Here is a 19,077-nt window from a genome sequence, read left to right on the forward strand (position 1 = left end):
AGAAAGTACAGTAGCAAGGACGCTAAGAAGCAGATTAAATACTTTATCTTCATATGTTTTATTTCAATATCGCTTATCTTAACTGTAGCTTACATGTAGTACAGACTCTACAAACTTCAGCCAAATAGGGGGAATTAAAGTGTTGAGAACTACAGCTATTATTGTTATAACTATTAATACATACGCGGTACGGAACTTGTAATAGATTCCTGCTGCGATGATAGCTGTTATCTCAACTATTGTGATATAGAATGATGGCAGGCAGTCCATAAAATCGAAAATCCTCATGGGAAGTTCCAGGATTAAGCGTCCTGCCAAGATCCACAATATGATATTCGTAATCTTTTGCGTGCTGCCATATTTATCCAATAGTACCAGACTGACACAAAAGAAGATGAAGCTTTTTCCCCATTCATGGCCTGTATCCGGAATGGCCAGTATCCAGAACGAAGTCAGTTGAGCGACTAAGGCGATGAAGAATATCTTCCAAAGAGTCTTGTTCATGTTCTTTTTCTCGTATAATGTTGTTTATGGAGTACTGCATAGACCGTTGCAGTCGTACCCGTCCATCCATCCACAACCGTTCTTGACAATTTTGCAATTGATCCAGTGGCTATCGCAAGTGTTTGTACCACATCCGTCAAAGAAAACTTGATCGGTGCAGTGGCATTTAAGATCTTTATCTGGATTATAGATATCAGTAGTATCAGGTGGAAAATCAATGTCCGTTGTGTCCACTTCAAGTCCAGGATCCTCTATGGAAGCTTTGCTTATCGGTTTCAGGATAAGACCTGTTTTTGTAATCTCCAGTGTACCTTTAGTGTCGAGCACCCTGTCTGGTGTCTGGAAGAGAGCTATAGCCACGCGTTTGTCCCAGTTCAGTTTCTCCTCTGCCTCTATGGTCCATTTGGTGAAGAATAGATCTAATTCGTTGAGTTCTTCATCAGTGGATTTCCCGCTACTCCAGATAAAGAGGCGTGCCTCAACCCATTTTATGGCTTTGTTTATATGCTCAAGTTCGGCTTTTGTCCATGGAAGTTTCTTGACTTCGACAAATTTCCCCTTCCACAATTCGTGTTTCTGCTCAGGATTAAAGGCTCTGTAGGCAGGTATTTTATAGTCTTCTCTTAGTTTAAGCCATTGGCTTCTATCCATTTGCCTAATAGTTGGGAGGTTGTCAACAATGCCCCTGTTAATGGTCGGATCACAACAATACACTCTGCCGTTAATGTCTTGGCATGTAAGGTTTGTTAAGCAACAAAATAATGTTGCGGCAAGGATCAGTAATTTTTTCATGACGGTTGTTATTTTGCAGGTTATTGTTTTTAGTTGTTTACTTTGATTGATCCTGTAATTTCTCTTTTTATTCTTACTGTCTTGGATGCGCTTTCTGCATTTGGATAGATGATTGCCGATTGGTTTAGGCAGCCAAATTGATTCTTCGGATTTATGTTTATCACAAGCTTTGCGGTTTCGTTTGGCTTAATGGTTTTAGAAGAAATGTTATATGAAAGGCATCCGCATGACAATACTACTTCTTGTATTGCTATGAGTTTCTGACCTGTATTCTTTAAATCAAAGGAAGTACTGATGAGTTTCGTTACATTCTTGCTGACGGTTCCAAATGATTTTATGGAGTCTTCAATTACTAAAATGCCTTGGCCTGCTGTAGCATCCATGGATATCCAGGTACTCTTCTTCATGCATGACTGGAGGCAGACAAAAAGGAGTGAGAGTTGAAGGCAATAGATAACAGCTTGTTTCATCTTCTTTGAAATTTTCCTGCCGTAAAGTTAGAAGGTTAGATTGAGAAATCCAAATGGATGCCAACTTTTTTTCTTGAAGCGTCGCACCATGGAATAGAAAGGTAACAGTCTGGCGAATAAAGGATTATGGAATCATTTGTTGCGACGCACCATAAGGAATTATTTTCTTAGGTTCCGCTTGATGCGCAAGCGATAATTGCGGATGGTGCTGGGCTGGACGAAGAGGATGCGCTGTATCTCGTTGTCGTTGAATCCAAGCTGGCGAAGGAGGATGAATGTGGTGTGGCGCAGGGAGAGTGAAGAGTAGGATGAGATGAGCCGGTTGTAGTCGTCGGGATGGGAGAAGGCGTAATAGTCCACGAAGCTCTGCTCGTCTTCTATCGAGATGTTTTTCATTTGTCCGCCGGTCATGACGCTTTCGTAGATGTGTTTTCCCCGCCCCAGCTCGTCGTACTTGCCCTGAAGGGTGCGTACGGCCTGTTTCCGCAACAGTTCTTTCTCTTGTTCACTATTCCGTATGCTTTCGTTGAGCTGCGTGATGGTGGCGGTTTGCTGCTCCACCTCGTTTTTCTTGGCATTATAGAGCTGCCTGCGCCTGTCGTAGATGCAGAGTGCGGCAATGCAGACGGTAAGGAGCGCGATGAGCCATGGCAGGTGTGGTATTGACGGTTGAGAACTTGCAGTATCGATGCCTCTTGCATGGTATAGCCGGAAGGGATTCTCTGTACGCAACAGGCTGCCGATGACGGTCTTTCGCAGGCTGTCGGTTCTGGCAGCAATGGCCTGTGCCTGGCTGCCTTCAAGGCTGCCCTCAATTTCAGATAAAGTCCGGATTTGAAGCAGGATTTGCCGTGCACTGTCGGCTTTCAGGATGTCCCGACGGGTCTGCAGGGTGTCCGTCAGGTGTGTCCGGAGATCTGTGGGCCGATAGTAGTAGGCCTTTACATCCTTTGCGTAGGATAGCTGCAGCAGCCTCAGGGCTTCCTTGTCTCGACGGTCTTGGAGGGCTTTTGCCGCCTTGTAAAAGTATGCCGCCGATATGCAGTGTGGCTTGTGCGTAACCAGCAGACTGTCCCGGCGCAATGCGGTCTCGGGTATCTGCGCATAGTGCGCTATGGCGGAGTCGGTCTGCTGGTCAATCAGCCGTTCGCTTTTTATCAGCGCTCGGCCGTACGGGCTCCGCGAGAAACAGGAAGCGAAGAGGCACATAGACAGCATAGATACAACAAAGGCATATCCAATCTGCGGATATGCCTTTGTCGCATGGTGCCTTCTATGCGTCGATATTGGCATAAGTGGCGTTGTCTTCGATGAACTTCCGTCGCGGTTCCACATCGTCGCCCATGAGCATGGAGAATATTTCGTCGGCCTCGGCGGCGTTCTCGATGGTTACCTGCTTCAGCAGTCGGGTCTTCGGATCCATGGTGGTTTCCCAGAGTTGCTCGGGGTTCATCTCTCCCAGACCTTTGTAGCGCTGGGTGTGCAGACCCTTGTCGTCGCTGTTGCCTTCCACATACTTGTCGATGAAAGCCTGTCGCTGTTGCTCGGTGTAGCAGTATTCGCTCGCTTTCTTGTATGTGCACTTGTAGAGCGGAGGCGTGGCGATATAGAGATGCCCTTCCTCGATTACCTTCGGCATGAACCGATAGAAGAGGGTCATGATCAAGGTGTCGATGTGCGAGCCGTCGACATCGGCATCGGTCATGATGATGATCTTGTCGTAGCGCAGCTTGTCGATGTTGGCCTCGCGGTCGTCCTCGCCTTCTACTCCGAAGCGCACTCCGATGCTTTGGATGATGTTCATGACCGACTCGGCCTCGAACACTCGGTGCCACTGCACTTTCTCCACATTCAGAATCTTGCCGCGCAGAGGGAGGATAGCCTGTGTGTATCGGTCGCGGCCCTGCTTGGCCGAGCCGCCCGCGGAATCACCCTCGACGAGGAATATCTCGCAGTCCTTGGGGTCTTTGTTGGAGCAGTCGGCCAGCTTACCGGGCAGGCCGCCGCCACTCATGACGCTCTTGCGCTGTACGCTCTCACGCGCCTTGCGCGCCGCGATGCGGGCCGTGGCGGCAAGCACCACCTTCTCGCAAATCTGCTTGGCTTCCTGCGGGTGCTCCTCAAGGTAATAAGTGAGCGCCTCGCCCACGGCCTGCTGTACGGCACCGGCCACCTCGCTGTTGCCGAGCTTGGTCTTGGTCTGACCCTCAAACTGCGGTTCCGCCACCTTGATGGATATCACCGCGGTGAGCCCTTCACGGAAGTCCTCGCCCGCAATCTCTATCTTCGCCTTCTCGATTTGCTTCGAAATGATGGGATCGTTGTCGGCATAAGCTTTCAAAACACGCGTGAGGGCGGCGCGGAACCCGGTCAGGTGGGTGCCTCCTTCTATGGTGTTGATATTGTTCACATAAGAGTGGATATTCTCGCTGTAGTCTGTGTTGTACATGATAGCTACCTCGATGGGGATGCCCTGCTTCTCGGTCTTGAGGTAGATGACATCGTCGAAGAGGTGCGTGCGATGGCGGTCGACATAGCGCACGAACTCTTTCAGTCCGTCCTTGGCATGAAACACTTCCTGGCGCGTCTTGCCCGTCTCCGGGTCGGGACGCAGGTCGGTCAGGGTGATCCTGATTCCCGCGTTCAGGAATGCCAGCTCGCGCATGCGGCGGGCGACGATGTCCCACTGGAATGTGGTAACCGTGAAGACGCCGCTGTCGGGCCAGAACTGCTGGCGCGTGCCGCGCTTTTCGGTCTCGCCGATCATCTTGACGGGATAGAGGGGCTTTCCCTTCTCGTATTCCTGCTGATAGATCTTGCCGTCGCGATAGACCTGTGAGGTCATGTGGGATGACAGGGCGTTCACGCAACTGACGCCCACACCGTGCAAGCCGCCGCTGACTTTGTAGGATCCCTTGTCAAACTTACCCCCCGCATGGAGAACAGTCATGACGACTTCGAGGGCTGATTTATGTAGTTTCTTATGCTCGTCTACTGGAATTCCACGGCCGTTGTCCTCTACGATTACGCTTCCGTCCTCGCAGAGAGTAACCTCTATGTCGGAGCAGTAACCGGCCATTGCCTCGTCGATAGAGTTGTCCACGGTCTCATTGATCAGATGGTGGAGACCCTTTTCACTGATGTCGCCGATGTACATGGCAGGGCGCTTGCGCACTGCTTCCAGTCCTTCGAGGACTTGAATGTTACTGGCTGAATAGTTGCTTTCGATGTTCTGATTTTCTGCCATTTTGTTGTTACTGATTAATAGTATGCAAAGATACTAAAAAATCTCCAATCATCGAAACTTTTTAAGGGATAAAATGATCGGCCGGCGATTTCGTTTTGTAAGTTTTTCTGTCGTCGCGGCAGGGGCCTCGTTTTTCTTCCGAAATTTAGGAGAATGTTTTTTCGTGAAAGCGGCGGCAGAAATGAATAATTATGCATGTCGCGTATGAGCCCCTGAAACGGGGCGGGGGTGGAATCGTGCCGTCGTTGCGGGAAAGAGGGCTTGTGGGGGCGTTTGAAACGATATTTCTGTTTTTATGATAAATAGAAAGGTTGATTTTCCTGTCGTAGACAAATCGTTTTCTGGAAAGAGATGGCCTTTTAGGGGCTAAAAGACGGCAGAAAGCAGGGTGGGAAGCCGTTAAAAGGGGGACAAAAGGCCGTTGGAAGGAGCGCGGAAGGCCGCTTTCCGCAAATCGGACAGCGATTTTCCGAATAAATATGCAATAGCAGATGAATATGCGCTCCACAAGGTTGGATTTCGGATTGTTCGTTTTCGGAACAATTTACGGGTGCTTCGTATCCTAAGAACAAGGAACCATTCATCTTGGTTTTATAGTCGGTCTGTGCCAATACAACTAAAGGCCGCTCCCTTTTTGGGGCGCGACCTTAGAATGGTTTCTTGCAGACAGGAGCTTAACCCAGCTTGCTGATATGGAGACACAGACTTGACTTCAAGTTTGCGGCCTTGTTCTTATGGATGATATTTGTCTTTGCGAGCTTATCCAACATCTTCTGAACTGCCGGATACATCTTTACGGCCTCTTCCTTGTTGGTCGTGGCGCGCAGCTTGCGAACGGCATTACGCATGGTCTTTGCATAATATTTGTTATGCAGGGTTCTTGTCTTTGTCTGACGAATTCTTTTCAGAGTTGATTTGTGATTTGCCATCTTCTAAGTTCTTCTTTTTATTCTGTTTAGTAGTCCCTAGCAGAGTCGAACTGCTCTTTAGAGAATGAAAATCTCTCGTCCTAACCGATAGACGAAGGGACCATAGTCTAGTTTTGCGGGTGCAAAGTTAGATATTTTTATTCGATTGGCCAAATTTTATAGAGAATATTTTCCGTTAATGGCTGTTTTTTAGTATTTTTGCAAGGATGCTGATAAAGTCGAGGGCCATAGTGCTGCATAGTTTGAAGTTCGGTGATTCTCAGCTGATAGTCGACCTTCTGACGGCCCAGGTGGGCCGCGTCTCTTTCATTTGCAGACTTCCCTCAAGTAGGAAATCAAGGATAAAGAAGCCGTTTTTTCAGCCGTTGAGTATTCTGAATATCGAGTTCGACCATCGGCAGAACCTTAAACTGCAGAAATTCAAGAATGTCGCGGTTGCTGAGCCGTTCGCCTCGATTCCCTTCGACTCCTACAAGCTGTCGATTTCGCTCTTTCTTGCGGAGTTTCTCGCTTATGCCACCCGCGGCGAGCAGCAGGACATCTTGTTATATAATTACATAGAGAACAGCATGCTCTGGCTGGACGGCACGCGGCGGTCGTTCAGCAATTTCCATCTTGTCTTCACGATGAGGCTCAGCAGGTTTATCGGTTTTTATCCGAATCTGGAAGACTATGAGGAGGGAGATTTCTTTGATCTGAGAAGCGGCATATTCTGCAAGATGCCCCCTCTTCATCCTGATTTTATTCCTCCTGCCGAGGCTTCCAGAATAGTTCTTCTCATGCGGATGAACTATGAGTCGATGCACCTCTTCAGGATGAGCCGGGAGGAGCGCAACCGCTGTGTGGAATGGATACTTACCTATTATAGGCTCCATATCCCTAATTTCCCGGTACTCAAGTCGGTTGCGGTGCTCCGGGAGCTCTTCTCGTAGCCTCGTGGCTGTGTCATGGCATGAGAGAGGGGCGGCCGCAAGACCGCCCCTCCGGGTATGATTGTCGTTTTGAACTACGCTAACAGCTTCTTCACGATTCTGGAAATGGTGCCGCCGTCGGCCTTGCCGGCCATTTGTCTGGAGGCCGCTCCCATGACTTTACCCATCTCTTTCATGCTCGTGGCACCGGTCTGGGCGATGATGTCCTTCACTGCCTTCTCTATTTCCTCTTCTGAAAGTGGCCGTGGGAGATAGTCCTCGATGACTTTCACCTGGGCCGACTCTTCGTCTGCAAGATCCTGCCGCCCGGCCTGGATGTAGGTGGAGGCGGTCTCTTTGCCTTGCTTGGCCAGCTTCTGGAGTATCTTCATGGCCGCCGCGTCCTCCAGCGTGTCGTTAGCTCCCGGTGCCGTCTTGGCTTCCAGAAAAACCTTCTTGATGTTGCGGAGGGTCATCAGGCGCACCTTGTCGCGTGCCTTCATGGCCTCCTTGATGTCTTCGCTGATTTTCTCGTATAAGTCCATTTTTGTCCTTTTTTTATCCTTCGGAGAAGTTGATGATGCCCTGCACAGGGTCTTTCTTTTCCTCTTCCGGATTGTGTGTGGTATTTCCCGCTGCCTGTTCGCGGATGTTTTCGAGCATTTGGCGCGTACGCTTGTAGGTTGGGGTGTTCTCAACGGCAAGGATTACATCCTCATTGTCGAGGTCTTCAGAGCGGAACAGGAAGATGTGCGGGCGGCGCTTGTATTGCTTGTTGTCGGAGTCTTTGCCATAATAGCGGTTGCGGCGGTCCTGCCGCTCGGCGGCTTTTTCCTCTTCCTGGGCAATGCGGTCAGCCTCTTCCTGCGTGCGCTTGTTGGTAAGGTGGGAGTTCATGCCGTCCACATCCTCAATGCCGAATCCGGTGGCAAGAATGGTAACCTTGACCTGTTTGCCAAGTTCGGGATCGATGGCAAGCCCCCATTTGATCTCAAAGTCGCTGCCAAACTTGGCCATGAAGTCGTTTACATCGTTCATCTCCTCCATCATCAGTCCGTTGTTGTCGCCCTTCTCGTTGCAGAAGTTGATGCTTAGCAGGATTTTCTTAGAGTTGAAGATGTCGTTGTCGTTGAGCAAGGGAGAGTTGAGCGCGTCGTCGATAGCTTTCTTGACACGGCCTTCCCCTTCTCCATACCCCGTACTCATAATGGCCACTCCACCGTCCTTCAACACCGTCTTGACATCGTTGAAGTCGAGGTTGATGAGGCCATGGTTGGTGATGATCTCGGCTATGCTCTTGGCTGCTACGCTCAAGGTGTCGTCCGCTTTGCCGAAGGCGTCGAGTACGGTAAGTTCCGGGTAGATTTCGCGAAGCCGCTCGTTGTTGATAACGAGCAAAGCGTCTACATGTTTGGACATTTCCTCGACGCCGTCAAGGGCCTGGTCAATCTTCTTTTCGCCCTCGAAGCGGAAGGGAATCGTAACGATGCCTACGGTGAGGATACCCATTTCCTTGCTTACTTTTGCAATGACGGGAGCTGCCCCCGTGCCGGTTCCCCCTCCCATGCCTGCCGTGATGAATGCCATCTTGGTGCCGTCGCTGAGCATGTTTTTGATGTCTTCGATGGTCTCCTCGGCAGCCTGACGGGCTTTGGCCGGCTTGTTTCCCGCGCCGAGGCCTTCCTTCCCTAACTGGAGGTGGACCGGTACGGGAGAATCGTTGAGTGCCTGGGCATCTGTATTGCAAAGTACGAAACTCACATCATGGATGCCTTCCTTGTACATGTGGTTGACTGCGTTGCCACCGCCACCACCAACACCGATGACCTTAATATAAGTGCTTTCCTGTTCGGGTTCGCCGAAATCTAATATCTGAGGTTTCATGTTTTCTGAATTTTAATGGGATTATTGTTGGGCTTTGCGCTACTCTTCACCGGAGATGATGGAAGAACCGAACTTCTTTAGGAACCTCAGGGTCTTGTTCAATACGCTGTTTTCCTTTTTTTCTATAGCGATTCTCTCTTCTTCGGCTTCGGTCTTCTTGCGGGCTTCCTCCTCTTCCTCTTCTCTTTTCCTGCGAGTTTCCTCTTCCGCCTTCAACTTCTCTGCTTCGGTTTGTACGATGCCCCGGCCGGTAGTCTCACTGATAGGCCGCGGATCGCGATGCAGCTCTTCGGTAGTAGGTCCCTGCTTGGTTTCGGGGTTGAGGAACAAGTCGTTGCTGATTTCATCGCCCGCACAGTTCATATCACCCTTCTCGAGTAAACCGAGAACGGTATTCATCTTCCCGTCGTGAGCCATGATCTCCGGGATGTTGGAGTTGATGGTCTGGGTAACGAACTTTGCAATCCTAATCTTTCCCATATGGGTATGGTTGCGGAATGCGTGCTCTATCTCAGGCATGTTAGAGCCGCCGCCCGTCAGGACAATACCTCCGATCAACTTGTCCACATACTCATTGGGTACTTGGAACCATGCATTCTCTATGATTTCCTCGAGTCTGCCTTCGATGATTTCAATGAATCTGCGGCTTTCAATCTGGCGATCCTGGTCGATTGAGAGCATGAGCGTATTGTCTATGTCGCTATTGTCGGTAAATGCCCTGGCATGTTTGAGTTTAAGAATTTCTGCATCCTTTTCTTCCATCTGTAGCGAGGCGATGTCTTTCGTGAGGTTGTCGCCTCCGATTGGGATGACGGCTAAATGGCGGAGGATATTCTTGTAGTAGACGGATACGGTCGTGGTGTCGGCTCCGAGGTCTACCAGCACGCATCCGGCACGCTTCTCATTTTCAGTAAGCACACTGTCGGCTAATGCCAAGGGAGCCAGATACATTTCGGCAATGGCTATTCCTGCCTCGTCGAAACACTTGTTCAGGTTCTTATAGAAAGCCTTACGCCATAAGATATTTAGGAAATTCCCTTCCAAGCGGTGGCACGGAATGCCCACCGGATCGAGCTGATACTGGTTGTCCACTTTATATTCCTGTGTTGCGGCATCTAGTATCTCCTGCTCCGGGTAGCTCATGTTGCGGTTGGCATCCATGAGCTCGTTTACCATCTCCTGGGTAACGGTAGTCTCGACGGGAAGCTCCTTTACAATTACATTCTTGATGCTGCGGATGGATCTTCCTCCGACTCCTACATAGACATGGGCTACCTTGGTCTTCAGCGTTGTCTCAAGTTTCTTGACGATGTTCGTGATGCACAGCACTGTCTTGTCAATGTTGTAGACTACGCCTTTGCGTATGCAAGAGGTCGAATCTTCTTGCGCAATAGCAAGAATACTCGTACTACCATCCAGGTTCTTCCTGCCTGCGACACCAGTAATCTTTGACGATCCCAGTTCAATAGCTACAATAAATTCTTTTGCCATACAGTTATATCAATTATGGGATTTATTTTTCTTACAGATGATTTGATTGTCGAATTCCAAGTTTATATAGTTATACTTGTTCCATCCTGCCTGTGAAAGACCATATTTATAGAAAGTCAACAGGCGTTCCATCTTTTTCTTTACGAAGTCTTCGATGAGCTTCTTGCGCCCACTCTTATAATTGCTTTCCGGCAATGGTCCAATATAGATGACATGGTTGCCGACTCTCGGTACGAGCTCAACTCCCTTATCGGGGAGGACATGAATCTGTACAATCTGGTTTCTCCATAGGTCGTTGGCGCAGAGGGCGGCATTCAGGTGGGAAATGTAATTTTGTGCATACCACCGACTGATGTTACCCGTAGCGATAATGAGGTCGCTGGTATAGTGAGAATTCGGCATGATGCTGTTCTTGTCGTCAATATAATAGTCATCGCCGTTGGCTGCTTTGATTCTCACGGTCGGCATTCTCTGCGTGAGCGTGATGCATACATGCCCGTCCTGGGTCTTGTAACACTCTGCGGCTTTGACGAAAGGCGTCGCTTTGAGAGCATCTTCTATATTACGGGCACTGATCTCCTTCATTGGCTTCTCTAAAGGATAGAGCTTGTTCTGTTCCAGTCGCCTTTTGATTTCCTTTGTGTTGATGAAGCCGTTTGTTGTTTCATCCTGAATGTTGATACTGACTTTATTGCACTTGGAAACCGTTTCATCGGGTTTGTTAAACGCGGTGAATGCCAGTATGAGATAGCCTCCGATGACCACATCCAGTGCAATAGTGAAAGTTTTTCGCCAGTTAATCTTCATTTGTCCTCAATAATCTTTGTGATTTGGGGAACATAGTTGTCCAGGTCGCCAGCGCCCAATACCATGAGCACATCGAAGTCCCGATTCTTTACAAGGTCTAATATGTCATCTTTCTTGACCATGCTCTTCTCTACACCGGCCTTCAGGTTGTCATAAATGAGCTTGCTGGTAACGCCGGGAATGGGCTTTTCACGAGCAGGATAGATATCGCAGAGGATGACCTCGTCCAGTTGGCTCAGTGCATCGGCAAACTCTTTGTAGAAGTCGCGAGTGCGTGTGTAGAGGTGTGGCTGGAATATAGCGGTTATCTTGCGGTCCTCATAGAGTTCGCGGATGCTTTTTGCGCTCTGATAGATTTCTTTTGGATGATGAGCGTAATCAGAGAGAAACACATGCTTGTTATTCTTGATTTTGAAATCGAAACGACGGTCAACGCCTTCATAGGTGCGCATTCCGTATCTGAGTTCCTCTGCGTTGCATCCGTTAAGCTGCGCCATAGCCATGGCCGCAACTCCATTCTCGATGTTGATAGGCACCGGTTGACCAAGCATGATGTTCGGTACATTCTCGATAGGGGAGATGAAGTCGAAGGTGATTTCTCCATTCTCAATCTTGATGTTTTCTGCGTGAAAGTCGCCCTCGTTGAGGCTATACTCGTAAATCTTCACGCTTTCCTGAACATGGGCTCGCATTTCAAGGTTCTTATGGAGGATGAGAGAGCCGCCAGGCTGAATCAGTTCCGTGTAGTGGCGGAAGCTTTCCAGATATGCTTCCTTGGTTCCATAAATGTCCAGATGGTCTGGGTCTGTGGATGTGATGATACTCATCCAGGGACGCAGCCAATGAAAACTTCGGTCGAATTCGTCAGCTTCGATGACGACATAGTCGCTCTTGTCGCTGAGGATATAGTTCGTTCCATAGTTTTTGGAGATGCCTCCCAGGAAGGCGTTACAGTCCACATGACTTTGGTGCATGATGTGTGCACACATCGTGGAGGTCGTTGTCTTGCCATGGGTTCCCGCTACGCAGAGTCCTTTATGGGTGCGGGTAAGGGTTCCTAATACCTGTGCGCGCTTCTCAATCTCAAAGCCGTTTTCGCGGAAATAAACCAGTTCCTTGTGCTCTGCGGGTATTGCCGGCGTGTAGATAATCAAGCAGGATTTTGGGTCTCTGCATGCGTGGGGAATCTCGTTAATGTTTTCCTCATAATGGATGAGCATTCCCTCTTTCTCCAAATGACGAGTCAAATCGGAAGGGGTCTTGTCATATCCGGCTACTACAAGACCTCTGTGCATGAAATATCGTGCGATGGCGCTCATCCCAATGCCGCCGGCGCCTACGAAATATACAGCTTTAATATCTTTAGGTTCCATTATTTATTGGCTAATTTAATCACTTCGTCAGCGATGATATCTGCCGAGTCCTTGAGACCGAGTTTGAGGATGTTCTTGCTCAGGGATGCCAGTTTCTCATCATTCTGTACGACTTCAATGGCTTGTTTGAGCAATACTTGTGGCGCATCGGCATCTTTTACATAGATGGCGGCATCCTTATTGACCAATGCCATGGCGTTTTTGGTCTGGTGGTCTTCTGCAACATTGGGACTTGGCACTAAGATGACAGGCTTGCCAATCAGGCAGAGCTCGCTGATGGAACTTGCTCCGGCACGGGAAATTACCAAGTCGGCAGCCTTGTAGGCGGCACCCATATCACCGATGAAATCGGTTGTCTTGAGCATTTGTAGTCCCTCTTGGTCTTTCAGTTGTTCGCTGATAGCTGCATGGTAGTATTTGCCGGTCTGCCAGATAAACTGCACGCTTGATCTTTTTACGAGGTCAAGATGCTGAAGAATGCTCTCATTGATGGTTTTTGCACCCAGGCTTCCTCCTACGAGAAGGATGGTCTTTCTGTCGGGTTCGAGGCCAAACTGCTTGCGGGCCTCTTCTTTTGTCAGTGTGGTTTCCAGCACATTTTGTCGGACGGGATTACCCGTCATGATAATCCTGTCGGCAGGGAAGAACCGTTCCATGCCCTCATAGGCCACACAGATTTTATCGGCTTTCTTGCCAAGGAGCCTGTTGGTTACTCCAGCATATGAGTTTTGTTCCTGGATCAGACAGGGGATACTCTTGTTTGCACATACATTCAGTGTGGGGCCGCTGGCATATCCGCCGACACCGACGGCAACCATTGGCTTGAAGTCGTTGATGATTTTTCTTGCCATGCGTTGGCTTTTCCATATCTTGAAGAGGACGGAAATGTTTTTCAGCAGATGCTTTCGATCGAATCCGCATATCGGGAGCCCCTTGATTTCATATCCGGCAGCGGGCACTTTCTGCATTTCCATTCTTCCAAGAGCACCCACGAAAAGAATCTTGGCGTCAGGTCTTTTCGACTTGATGGCGTTTGCGATAGAGATGGCAGGAAAGATGTGTCCTCCAGTCCCACCGCCACTGATGATGATTCTTAGTCCTTCGTCCATTTTGTCCATTCTTTGTTATCTATGCAAAAGTAATCAAAAATTTTCTTATTTGATCATATTTTGTATATTAATTTATATATTGCTCGTGGCAAGTTTCATATCATTGGTGTTTCCGTCATCAGTCTTCTTTTTCTTGGCAGATCTGCTGATACTTAGAATGACACCGACATAGATGCAGTTGATGATAGACGATGTGCCGCCTTTGCTGACCAGAGGTAGCGGCTGTCCGGTTACAGGAGCCAGTCCTACGGCCACGGCCATGTTGAACATAGCTTGTGAGACGAGCAATAATGCCAGTCCCATTGCCAGGAAAGCAGGAAAGTTGTTCTCGCATCGGTTTGCTATTCTTCCCGTGCGGAAGAGCAGGGTAATATAGAGAAAGGCTACGAATGCGGCTCCGATAATTCCCGTTTCCTCTATGATAATCGCGTAGATGAAATCAGAGAAGGCTTGTGAGAGGAAATCTCTTTCCACGGAATTTCCCGGCCCTTTACCGATGCCGTTTGAGGAAGCGATGGCAATATTGGCATGGGCAACTTGCGCGTCTTTGTCCAAGTCGATGTCTTCCGGAGCAACTTCCTTGCTTTTCAGGAACTTGTTAATTCGCGACTTCCAGGTGTCGAAACGGTGGAAAATTCTCGGGGAGTTGTTTTCTTTGTCTTGTTCCTTAGCCACCTCCTCTGTCATTTGCAGATTAGTATTCTTAGGTTGTCTGTCTTCTCCAAGCATCATGATGGCCGAAAAGAAAAAGACGGCCATCAGCATGACGACTCCCAGAAGCTTCCCTATCTGTGAAGCGGGCACCCTTCCGATAATCATCATCATCAAGATGACGGCGCAAAGTAGTACTGCGGTCGAGAAATTCTCCAATAAGATGGGAAAAATAAGAAAAGCCCCCACTATCAGAATGTACTGGATGGCGTGTTTGTCTGCGCCCTTAGGTGTCTGCATGGCACTCAGTATCTGTGCCGTGGCAAGCACCATCGCGCCCTTCGCAATCTCAGAAGGCTGAAACTGGATACCCAGAATGCTGATCCATCGGTTGGCATCATTGGTAGAAGAGCCGAAGAGGAGCACCCATACGAGCATCCCGAACGATACGATCAGTAGTACCGGTGTTACGATTTTGAAGTAGCGGCATTTGATGTTGAGCGTTACCACCATGCAGAAAATTCCCACGATGAGAATGCCGAGATGCTTGAGCATAGGTGCAAGGTAACTCCCGCTCTTATAGGTCAGCGACGACGAGGCAGAGAATACCTCGACAACGCTGATCAGGCAGAGGAAGAAGAATACCATCCATACTACCTTGTCGCCTTTGAATATATTTCCTAAGGTCTTGTTAATCATTCTTTAAAGGTTTCTGACGAGGTTCTTGAACTGTTCTCCGCGGTCCTCCATGTTCTTGAAAAGGTCGAAGCTGGCGCAGCATGGGCTCAGCAGTACGGTGTCGCCGGGCTTGGCCATCTCGTAGCAGGCGGCCACGCATTCCTTCATCCCGTGCGTGTCTCTGACAGGTATGCCGAGGCTGTCGAAATTGTCGTGGAGCTTCTGATTGTCGGCTCCAAGGTATACCAATCCCACGCATTTCTTCCTGACAAGGTCTTTGATGGCCGCATAGTCGTTGCCCTTATCTTTCCCGCCAATGATAAGGATGGTGGGCGTGGTCATGCTCTCAAGGGCATACCAGCAGGCATCTACATTGGTTGCTTTCGAGTCGTTGATGTATAATACGCCGCCGACTTTACACACTTTCTCAAGCCGATGCTCCACTCCGGGAAAGTCGCCGAGGCTCTTGCGGATGATGTCTTTCTTGATTCCGGCAATATTCGATGCGATTCCGGCGGCCAGACTGTTGTAGATGTTGTGCTTGCCGGTAAGGCTTAATTCCTCTTGCTCCATGTTGAAGGGGGTTGGTTTCTCTATTTTGTACTGCCCGTCTTCAATGTAAGCGATGGAGCTCTTTTCCTTGATCTCAGAGAAGGGGAACCTGACGGCTTGGATTTTAAATTTCTCGAGCTCGCGTTTGATGACGGGGTCGTCGTTCCAATAGATGAAATGGTCTTCGGAAGTTTGGTTCTGGGTGATGCGCATCTTGGCATCCGCATAGTTTCCGAACTCAAAGTCGTAGCGGTCGAGGTGGTCGGGCGTGATATTCAGGAGAATGGCGATATTCGCACGGAAATCGTACATGTTGTCGAGCTGGAAGCTGCTCAGCTCGATGATGTAGTATTCATGCGGGTCTTCGGCCACCTGTAAGGCCAGCGAGTTGCCGATGTTCCCGGCCAGGCCGGCGTCGTAACCCGCGGCCTTGAAGATGTGATAGATGAGCGAAGTGGTTGTGGTCTTGCCGTTGCTGCCTGTGATACAGATCATCTTAGAATGCGTGTAGCGTCCGGCAAACTCAATCTCGCTGATGATATGGATGCCTTTCTTCATCAATTTCTGGACGATTGGGCTCTCCTTGGGAATGCCCGGACTCTTGATCACTTCGTCGGCATTCAGAACTTCCTCTTCCGTATGGTGCCCTTCCTCCCACTTAATCTGATGGCTGTCGAGAAGGTTTTTATATTTATCCTTTATTTTCGACATGTCGGAAACGAACACATCGAATCCCTTTTTCTTCGCCAGTATGGCGGCTCCTGCGCCACTTTCCCCGGCACCGAGAACAACGATTCTTTTCATATCTTTTGTCATTATATTCTCTTCTGGTATTCCGCCGTTTTGTAAAAGACGGCTAAAAGCTTTCCTTTTAACGGCTAAAAGCCTTCCTTCTAACGGCTAAAAGCTCGCCTTCTAACGGCCTTTTACTTTTATCTTATCTTCAAAGTGATGATCGTAAGGGTCGCGAGGATGATGGTAATAATCCAGAACCGGATCGTGATTTTCGCCTCGTGCTTGGCCGTATGGGGCTTCCGGATGAGGTAGGAGCATTCTGGGTCGAGCTGTGAATCCTGTGTGCGGAAGTTGTCATGGATAGGGGTTCGCTTGAAGATGCGCCGCTTGATTCCCTTGCGCTTGCCCATTTTGTAGTACCACACCTGCACAATGACGCTCAGGCTCTCTACGAAGAAGATTCCACAGAGGATGGGTAGAAGCAGTTCTTTATGGATGATGACGGCTGTAACACCGATGATTCCACCGATAGTGAGTGAGCCGGTGTCACCCATGAACACTTGTGCCGGATAGGCATTATACCACAGGAAGCCTATGAGTGCACCCACGAAGGCGCAGAGGAAGACCACCAGTTCTTGAGAGCCGGGTATATACATGATATTCAGGTAAGAGGCAAACTCGATGTGGGAGCTTACATAAGCGAGTATGCCCAGCGCCACGCCGATGATGGCGGAGTTGCCGGCACACATACCGTCCATGCCGTCATTGAGGTTGGCTCCATTGCTCACGGCCGTTACGACGAGGATGGTCATGATTACGAAAAGTATCCATCCGGCTGCTGTCTTATACTTCCCGCACCACGACATGAGGCGTGAGTAGTCCAGGTTATGGCCTTTCACGAAAGGGATTGTGGTCTTGAGCGACTTCCGGGCTTCCGTCCGGTGCTTGACGACGACCTCCTGACCTTGCTTCTCGATGACCAGATTCTCGTTGGTTTTCACATCGGGCGAGGCCCAGAGCACGAGTCCCACGATGAGCCCGATGCCGATTTGTCCGATGATTTTATATTTTCCTTTCAGCCCCTCCTTGTTATAATGGAAGATTTTGATAAAGTCGTCCATGCCTCCGAGAAACCCTAACCAAACCGTGGTGATAATCATAAGGATAAGGTAGATGTTCCTCAGTCGGCCGAGCAGCAGTACCGGGATGAGGATGGCGACGATAATGATGATGCCGCCCATTGACGGGACACCGATCTTGTTTACTCCAAAGGGATCAATGGAGGCGTCGCGCTGGGTTTCGGTGATTTGCTTTCTCCTCAAATATTTGATGAATTTTTCACCGAACCAAGTAGAGATGACCAGTGAAAGTATCAGTGCGAGCAGAGCCCTAAAAGAGATGTAGCCCCATAGATGGGCACCGCTGATGCCGAATTGCTCCAAGAATCGGAAAAGGTAGTATAACATGTTGCTTGCTGTTTATCCGTTAATTATCAAATATTTCACGCAGCACTTCATGGTCGTCGAAGTGATGCTTCACCCCATTGATTTCCTGATAGTCCTCATGTCCCTTGCCGGCAACGAGCACCACATCGCCTTTCGTCGCCATCATGCATGCCGTGCGAATGGCCTCCCTGCGGTCGACGAGGCAGATTACTTTTTTCTTCTGTTGGGCGTTCAGGCCGGCCATCATGTCGTCGATGATGGCTTGCGGATCCTCGTCGCGCGGATTGTCGCTGGTGAGGATTACCTTGTCGCTCTGTCTGACAGCCTCTTGTGCCATTAGCGGACGCTTGCCTTTGTCGCGGTGCCCGCCAGCCCCGCAGACGGTGATGACATGTCCCTTGCCGTTCAGCACTTCATGGATGGCACCCAACACATTCTCCAAGGCGTCGGGAGTATGGGCATAGTCGACCACGGCCGTGTATCCTTCCGGGGAATGCAGGGGCTCCAGACGTCCGTTCACGCTGTGTAGCGTGCTCATGGCTACAAGGATTTCCTGCGGCTCCTTGCCCAGCATGCGGGCTGTGCCGTATACTGCGAGCAGATTGCTCACATTGAACTTGCCGATGAATTGGACGCCCACCTCATGTCCGTCGATGTCGAGATACATGCCTTCGAAGTGGCACTCGAGGATGCGTGCTTTGAAATCTGCCATGCGTGTGGTGGAATAGGTCTTCACCGTAGCCTTGGTATTCTGTACCATGATCATGCCGTTCTTGTCGTCGGCATTGGTGATGGCAAACGCCGTTTTTGGCAGTCCGTCGAAGAAAGCCTTCTTCGCGTTGCGGTAGTTCTCGAATGTTTTATGGTAGTCGAGGTGGTCGCGAGTGAGGTTGGTGAAGATACCTCCTGCGAATCGCAGCCCTCCTATGCGCTTCTGGGCGATGGCATGGGAAGAGCATTCCATGAAGGCATATTCGCATCCTGACTCCACCATGCGGGCAAGCAGCTGATTGAGTTCGATAGGGTCGGGGGTCGTATGGGCAGTGGGCAACGCCTCGTCCTCGATGTAGTTGCAGACCGTTGAGAGCAAGCCGCACCTGTATCCCATCTTCCGGAACATATTATATAATAAGGTGGCGACGGTGGTCTTGCCGTTCGTTCCCGTTACTCCCACCAGCTTCAGTTTCCTCGAAGGGTCGCCGTAGAAGATGGTTGCCACCTTGCCGACGGCATCCTCGGTAGAGGCTACTTGTATATAAGTGATTCCGGCGCTCCTCTCCTCCGGCATGTCTTCGCAGAGAATGGCCTTGGCACCCAGCTCTATGGCCTTGGGGATAAAGCGATGGCCGTCTACCTGTGTGCCTTTCATGGCAATGAAAAGATGCCCGTCTTCTGTGTGGCGGGAATCAATGTCTACCCCTTTGATGTCGATTCCCTCGCTTCCAATGAGCGCAAGAGGCTTGATATTCTTGATTAAATCCCTTAAAATCATAGTTGTA

Annotated in this window: 17 protein-coding genes; 1 reads left to right on the top strand and 16 read right to left on the bottom strand. The window is 49.6% G+C overall.

The annotated features are described in order from the left end of the window. Positions 1–78: 78 nt before the first annotated feature. From C7120_RS14260 to rpsT, 6 genes are all read right to left on the bottom strand, one after another. Positions 79–504, bottom strand: coding sequence for a hypothetical protein (locus C7120_RS14260; RefSeq protein ID WP_107622039.1), 426 nt, complete (start codon positions 502–504; stop codon positions 79–81). Between the two features lie 24 nt (positions 505–528). After that, complete coding sequence (locus tag C7120_RS12840; protein ID WP_146154275.1) at positions 529–1,296, bottom strand: bacteriocin fulvocin C-related protein; 768 nt, start codon at positions 1,294–1,296, stop codon at positions 529–531. Positions 1,297–1,325: 29 nt separating this feature from the next. Further along, entirely contained in the window at positions 1,326–1,766 is a 441-nt protein-coding gene (locus C7120_RS12845) for a DUF1573 domain-containing protein (RefSeq protein ID WP_107622041.1), read from the bottom strand. A 159-nt stretch (positions 1,767–1,925) separates the two neighbouring features. Continuing rightward, positions 1,926–3,059 carry a hypothetical protein gene (locus C7120_RS12850; RefSeq protein ID WP_146154276.1) on the bottom strand — a complete coding sequence of 378 codons (1,134 nt, stop codon included), beginning with the start codon at positions 3,057–3,059 and terminating at the stop codon, positions 1,926–1,928. Then, positions 3,040–5,013, bottom strand: a complete 1,974-nt coding sequence (gene gyrB, locus C7120_RS12855) for a DNA topoisomerase (ATP-hydrolyzing) subunit B (protein ID WP_107622043.1) — start codon at positions 5,011–5,013, stop codon at positions 3,040–3,042. The genes C7120_RS12850 and gyrB overlap by 20 nt, the downstream gene beginning before the upstream one ends. A gap of 674 nt (positions 5,014–5,687) precedes the next feature. After that, on the bottom strand, positions 5,688–5,942 hold the full coding sequence (gene rpsT / locus C7120_RS12860; RefSeq protein ID WP_107622044.1) for a 30S ribosomal protein S20: 255 nt from the start codon (positions 5,940–5,942) through the stop codon (positions 5,688–5,690). A 206-nt stretch (positions 5,943–6,148) separates the two neighbouring features. Here rpsT and recO point away from each other — a divergent pair, with 206 nt between their 5' ends. Beyond that, positions 6,149–6,874: a DNA repair protein RecO gene (gene recO, locus C7120_RS12865; protein WP_107622045.1), complete on the top strand. Its 726-nt coding sequence runs from the start codon at positions 6,149–6,151 to the stop codon at positions 6,872–6,874. 74 nt (positions 6,875–6,948) lie between these two features. Here recO and C7120_RS12870 read toward each other — a convergent pair whose 3' ends face one another. From C7120_RS12870 to C7120_RS12915, 10 genes are all read right to left on the bottom strand, one after another. Then, entirely contained in the window at positions 6,949–7,398 is a 450-nt protein-coding gene (locus C7120_RS12870; RefSeq protein ID WP_107622046.1) for a GatB/YqeY domain-containing protein, read from the bottom strand. 13 nt (positions 7,399–7,411) lie between these two features. Next, the gene (ftsZ, locus tag C7120_RS12875; protein WP_107622047.1) at positions 7,412–8,737 is read right to left on the bottom strand and encodes a cell division protein FtsZ; all 1,326 of its coding nucleotides are present in this window, start codon (positions 8,735–8,737) and stop codon (positions 7,412–7,414) included. 39 nt (positions 8,738–8,776) lie between these two features. Further along, positions 8,777–10,228, bottom strand: a complete 1,452-nt coding sequence (gene ftsA, locus C7120_RS12880) for a cell division protein FtsA (RefSeq protein WP_107622048.1) — start codon at positions 10,226–10,228, stop codon at positions 8,777–8,779. Between the two features lie 9 nt (positions 10,229–10,237). After that, positions 10,238–11,035 carry a cell division protein FtsQ gene (locus tag C7120_RS12885; RefSeq protein ID WP_107622049.1) on the bottom strand — a complete coding sequence of 266 codons (798 nt, stop codon included), beginning with the start codon at positions 11,033–11,035 and terminating at the stop codon, positions 10,238–10,240. Next, complete coding sequence (murC, locus tag C7120_RS12890) at positions 11,032–12,408, bottom strand: UDP-N-acetylmuramate--L-alanine ligase (protein WP_107622050.1); 1,377 nt, start codon at positions 12,406–12,408, stop codon at positions 11,032–11,034. Before murC ends, C7120_RS12885 begins: the two co-directional genes overlap by 4 nt. Next, positions 12,408–13,517 (bottom strand): undecaprenyldiphospho-muramoylpentapeptide beta-N-acetylglucosaminyltransferase, encoded by a 1,110-nt coding sequence (gene murG, locus C7120_RS12895; RefSeq protein WP_107622212.1) that lies wholly within the window; start codon positions 13,515–13,517, stop codon positions 12,408–12,410. Before murG ends, murC begins: the two co-directional genes overlap by 1 nt. Before the next feature lie 72 nt (positions 13,518–13,589). After that, positions 13,590–14,867: an FtsW/RodA/SpoVE family cell cycle protein gene (locus C7120_RS12900; RefSeq protein WP_107622051.1), complete on the bottom strand. Its 1,278-nt coding sequence runs from the start codon at positions 14,865–14,867 to the stop codon at positions 13,590–13,592. A 3-nt stretch (positions 14,868–14,870) separates the two neighbouring features. Then, positions 14,871–16,202 (bottom strand): UDP-N-acetylmuramoyl-L-alanine--D-glutamate ligase, encoded by a 1,332-nt coding sequence (gene murD / locus C7120_RS12905; RefSeq protein ID WP_107622213.1) that lies wholly within the window; start codon positions 16,200–16,202, stop codon positions 14,871–14,873. A 128-nt stretch (positions 16,203–16,330) separates the two neighbouring features. Further along, on the bottom strand, positions 16,331–17,599 hold the full coding sequence (gene mraY / locus C7120_RS12910) for a phospho-N-acetylmuramoyl-pentapeptide-transferase (protein ID WP_107622052.1): 1,269 nt from the start codon (positions 17,597–17,599) through the stop codon (positions 16,331–16,333). A gap of 19 nt (positions 17,600–17,618) precedes the next feature. Beyond that, the gene (locus tag C7120_RS12915; protein WP_107622053.1) at positions 17,619–19,070 is read right to left on the bottom strand and encodes a UDP-N-acetylmuramoyl-L-alanyl-D-glutamate--2,6-diaminopimelate ligase; all 1,452 of its coding nucleotides are present in this window, start codon (positions 19,068–19,070) and stop codon (positions 17,619–17,621) included. Positions 19,071–19,077 lie beyond the last annotated feature (7 nt).

Source organism: Prevotella sp. oral taxon 376, from assembly GCF_003043945.1.
In the GTDB taxonomy this organism is placed as follows: Bacteria; Bacteroidota; Bacteroidia; order Bacteroidales; family Bacteroidaceae; genus Prevotella.